Origin of the sequence: Rubrimonas sp., from assembly GCF_036788415.1 — a bacterium.
GTDB lineage: Bacteria > Pseudomonadota > Alphaproteobacteria > Rhodobacterales > Rhodobacteraceae > Rubrimonas.
Genome location: NZ_DAIQNN010000159.1, coordinates 1 through 4533 on the forward strand (window position 1 = coordinate 1; position 4533 = coordinate 4533).

Below are 4533 nucleotides of genomic sequence, written 5' to 3' on the forward strand. Positions count from 1 at the left end.
GAGTGGCCGTCTACCGGGCGCTCCCTCCGGCTCCGCGACCGGCCGGAACCGGGAGACTGCTCCGGGGCGTCGTTGTGCTGAGCCCGATAGCGCTAACGACTGCAGCCACGGTCGTCGGCGCCGCTCCATCTGCATCACTCGCCAGCAGGATTAGCGCAGGAGCACTACTATGCGCGCGGACTGGACCTGTTGGACGCCGCTGCAAGCGCTCTGCCCATTTTCATGTACTGACAGGCGGCGACCCGCGCGGCCCGTGGCCGCCAGAAGCGCGACGGCATACACCTCGCGAGGATCGATCGCTGAACCATCCGGCAAGAGTTGGAGACGATGTACCTCGAGATTGCGATCGTCATTCTGCTGACGCTGATCAACGGCCTTCTGGCCATGTCCGAGCTGGCCATCGTCTCGGCCCGGCCCGCGCGGCTGAAGCTTCTGGCCGACAAGGGCCGCAAGGGGGCTGCGACGGCCATCCGGCTGGCCGAGGATCCCGGCCGGTTCCTGTCCAGCGTGCAGATTGGCATTACGCTGGTTGGCATCCTCGCGGGGGCCTTTTCGGGCGCGACGCTGGGCGCGCGTCTGGCGGCGAGCCTAACAGAAGCCGGAATGCCCTCCGCCCTTGCGGAGCCTGTCGGGGTGGGATCGGTGGTGGTGGCGATCACCTATCTGTCGCTGATTGTGGGCGAACTTGTTCCCAAGCAGATCGCCCTGCGCGCGCCGGAACAGGTCGCCGCGCGTGTGGCCCCGATGATGCTGTTCATCGCCCGCATCGCGGCCCCACTGGTCTGGGTGCTCGACCGATCGGGCAAGCTGGTGCTGGCGGTGCTCGGACAGTCGGGCGGCCAGTCGCGCGGAGTGAGCGACGAGGAGGTCCGGCTGATCGTCGCCGAGGCGGAAAGCTCCGGCGCCATGAACCACGCCGAGAGCCAGATGATCGCCGGCGTGATGCGCGTCGCCGACCGGACGGCGCGGGGGCTGATGACGGCGCGGCACGAGGTCGAGATGCTCGACGCCGGCAGCGACAAGGCGACCCTCCTACGGCGCCTGCACGACCTCAGTCGGTCCCGGTTGCCGGTCTGGGAGGGGGACGTCGACAACATCATTGGCGTCCTGACAACCCGTGACATCCTGGCGCCCGCCCTGATGAACGAGCCGTTCGATCTGCGCGCCCTGCTGCGCCAGGCGCCGGTGGTCCGTGACGGACAAAGCGCCCTTGAGGTGGTGGATCGTCTGCGGACGGCGCCGGCGCACATGGTGCTGGTCTATGACGAGTATGGGCACTTCGAGGGCATCATCACGCCGATGGACGTGCTGGAGGCCATTGCGGGCGAGTTTCCGGACAGCTCGATGGACGAGCCCAAGGTCGTGACGCGGGTCGATGGCTCCTACCTGATCGCGGGTTGGATGCCGGTGGATGAGTTTGCCGATCTGCTCTCGCTGGAGATCGACGCGGACCGCGATTACGAGACGGTCGCCGGTTTGATCCTCGAGCACGTCGGACATCTTCCGGAGGTCGGGCAAAGACTGGAACTGCAGGGCTGGACTGTCGAGGTCCTGGATCTTGACGGAAGGCGGATCGACAAGATTCTGGTTTATCGGCAAACTTAGCCAAAGCGATTGACGCCGGGGCGCACACCATGGTGCGGCTTTTCGCGCTTATGCTTGGCCATCATCGCACATGTCCTCGGCGACCCCGCCGCCCAAGCGCCATTGGTCATCCCCGCAGGACGCGCAAGGACGCGGCGGCGACGTCGGCGAGATCGAACACGCGCGCGAGGTAATGCTCACGGGCCTCGAAACCGGGCCCCGCGTCGGCGAAGAACGCCTGCTCCATCGCATCGATGAGGCGGCGGAGCCGGCGCTGATGCATGCCGACGCGCACCTGCAGCGGATCTGCGACGACACCCGCGAAAGCGACCGCGACCGCGGCCAGCCCGGCGAGCCCCGCCGTCGCGCCGATCGCCAGCGCGGGCGGCGCCGCAACCGGGAACAGCCCGTACCAGATCGCCCCGGCCGAGGCCCCGAGCGGAAAGGCGGCCACCGCCGCCTGATGCGCCAGCGCCGCGGCCACGGCGGGGCCGAGCGAGATCATGCCCGGCGTCACCTGCTGGAACGCCGCCGCGCCGAGGCCGAGCGTTCCCAGCGCGACGGTGAATTCGGCGACCGCGGCCCGGCCGCCGACATACTCGGCGAGGCTGGCTCGAACCGCCTCGGCGGCGGCGACGGCTCGGCGCACCTCCGGCTCGGCGAGGATGGCCTCCGCAAGCGCGTCGCGCGGCGCCGGCTCGGCGCCGTCCCATGGCAGCTCCAGCAGATCGGTGACGATCGCGCGCTCGACGGCGCGTGAGACGTCGGTCGCCAGCAGCACCCGGCGGCCGCGCAGCCATCGCGCAGCGCCGCGGGCCCCTGCGGCGCCGGCGGCATGCGCCGCGAGCCGCGTCGCGACCAGCGCCGGCGCGAGCGCGAGGTTCGCAGGGGCCCGGGCGATGTCCCAGCCGAGCGCCGCGCGATGGAGCCGAAGCGACCCGCCCAGGCCGAACCGCGCGCGGGCGAACGCGTCGACGCGCCGACGCCGCTCGGCGAAGTAGGCCCGCGCCGCCCGGTTCACGGCGGCGCGCAGCGCCTCCCGCGCCGCCTGGTCCGTCGCTTCGCACTCGCCCGTTGTCGCGTTCACGCCAGCACCATGAGAAGGCCCCACAACGCGGCGGTCCAGCGCGCGAGCGCGGCGGTGGTCGGGCCCGCCGCCGCTCGGTCCGCGCTGCGCCAGACGCCGACCACGGCGGCCAGCACATAGGGGACCGGAGCGAACCAGACGGCGAGCGCCGCCGCCGGATGAACCTCGCGCGCGAGCAGGAGCAGGGCCAGCGCGGTCGCCAGAAGGTTCGCCGCCGCCACGCCCAGGACGGCATGCGTCCAGTAGGCCTCGCCCAACGGCAGCTCGCCGCGCCACAGCCGGACCATCACGCGCCCTCGTCGGTCGGATGCGACGGCGACACGGGCGAAGGCCGCGGAGCGGCGGCCGGCGGGCCGGGGGGTCTCGCCGCCGGCGGGTGGATCGCCTCCCTGCCCAGCGCGTCGACCTCGCGCCGAACCTCGTCAAGCTGTCGGCGTAGCCGGCCGACCATGCGCCCGAAGGCCCTGAGCGCCGACGGGAGGTCGCGCGGGCCGATGACGAGCAGCGCAACGACCAAGATGACCAGCAGTTCGGGACCCGAGACGCCCATCATCGGGCGTCCACCGCCGCTGCGGCCTCCCCGCGGGTGCGTCGCAGCGACCAGCCGACGCCGGCGGCGAGGATCGTGACGGTGATCGCGAGCGACCACTCCGTCGGGAACTTCTCCCAGCCTAGGGCCTCGGCGACGAAGACCTTCCCGAAGATGAAGACCAGCAGCGCCGCGAGCGCCTGCTTGAGATAGGCGAAGCGGTGGAGCACCGCCGCCAGCGCGAAGTAGAGCGCGCGCAGACCGAGGATCGCGAAGATGTTCGAGGTAAAGACGACGTAGGGATCGGTGGTGATCGCGAAGATCGCCGGGACCGAGTCGATCGCGAACACCACGTCGCAGAACTCGATCATCACCAGGGCGAGAAACAGCGGCGTTAGGAACAGCGTGGCGCCGCCCCGCGTCCGCAACCGCACGAAGAAGCGGTCGCCATGGAGGCGCTTCGTTATGGGGAAGCGGCCGCGGAGGAACCGCAGGACGGGGTTGCGACCGAGATCCGGCGCGTGGTCCGCGAGCCACAGCATCCGCAGGCCGGTCAGGACGAGAAAGGCCGCGAAGGCGAGCAGGACCCACTCGTAGCGCGCCACCAGCGTCGCGCCGACGAGGATGATCGCGCCGCGCAGCAGGATGACGCCGAGCACGCCCCAGAACAGGACCCGGTGCTGCAGGCGGCGCGGAATGGCGAAGAAGCCGAAGATCAGCGCGATGACGAAGATGTTGTCCATCGCGAGGCTCTTCTCCACGAGAAAGCCCGTCAGGTACTCCACGCTGGACGCAGGCCCGAGGCGCCACCAGACGAAGCCGCCGAAGCCGACGCCAGCGGCGACGTAGAACGCCGACAGGCGAGGGCTCTCGCCCACGCCGATCTCGCGATTTTTTCGATGGAGCACGCCGAGATCGAAGGCGATCAGAAGGCCCACGACCGCGAAGAAGCCCGCCCACATCCACCCGGGCTTGCCGAGGAAAAGGCCGGAGAGAAGGTCCACGCCGATACCCGCGCGCTTCGGGCGGCGCCGACGCGGTCTGTCGACCGCCGACCGGCGAGTTCCGCCCGATGCGGTCCGACATGGCGACCCAGCGTCGTCAGAGGGGCCCGGCCCGCCGCGGGGAGGTGGGATCGCTCCTCGGCAACCGCAAGGCGCCCAAAGGCGTGCGCATCGCCACGGGCTGGATCACGACCTCCGCCGCCAGCCCCGCGACCGGCCGGAACCCGAACAAGCGCGACTTGGCGTGGCAAGACCGCGGCCCAGGCCTGCGGCGCGACGAACGGCGGCCTATCGCCTCCTGCTCCCCGCCCTGCGACTGTCCGCTTTCG

At 70.7% G+C, this 4533-nt stretch carries 5 protein-coding genes; 1 reads left to right on the plus strand and 4 read right to left on the minus strand.

All coding sequences use genetic code 11. The annotated features are described in order from the left end of the window. Window positions 1-327: 327 nt before the first annotated feature. On the plus strand, window positions 328-1605 hold the full coding sequence (locus tag V7Q31_RS17570; RefSeq protein WP_333835151.1) for a hemolysin family protein: 1278 nt from the start codon (window positions 328-330) through the stop codon (window positions 1603-1605). A 106-nt stretch (window positions 1606-1711) separates the two neighbouring features. Here the strand turns inward: V7Q31_RS17570 and V7Q31_RS17575 are convergent, their stop codons facing one another. The 4 genes from V7Q31_RS17575 to V7Q31_RS17590 are packed head-to-tail and all read right to left on the minus strand — an operon-like array spanning window position 1712 to window position 4204. After that, the gene (locus V7Q31_RS17575) at window positions 1712-2671 is read right to left on the minus strand and encodes a DUF6635 family protein (RefSeq protein ID WP_333835152.1); all 960 of its coding nucleotides are present in this window, start codon (window positions 2669-2671) and stop codon (window positions 1712-1714) included. Beyond that, window positions 2668-2958, minus strand: coding sequence for a hypothetical protein (locus V7Q31_RS17580; protein WP_333835153.1), 291 nt, complete (start codon window positions 2956-2958; stop codon window positions 2668-2670). Before V7Q31_RS17580 ends, V7Q31_RS17575 begins: the two co-directional genes overlap by 4 nt. Further along, on the minus strand, window positions 2958-3224 hold the full coding sequence (locus V7Q31_RS17585) for a twin-arginine translocase TatA/TatE family subunit (protein WP_333835154.1): 267 nt from the start codon (window positions 3222-3224) through the stop codon (window positions 2958-2960). The genes V7Q31_RS17580 and V7Q31_RS17585 overlap by 1 nt, the downstream gene beginning before the upstream one ends. After that, complete coding sequence (locus V7Q31_RS17590; RefSeq protein ID WP_333835155.1) at window positions 3221-4204, minus strand: TerC family protein; 984 nt, start codon at window positions 4202-4204, stop codon at window positions 3221-3223. Before V7Q31_RS17590 ends, V7Q31_RS17585 begins: the two co-directional genes overlap by 4 nt. Window positions 4205-4533 lie beyond the last annotated feature (329 nt).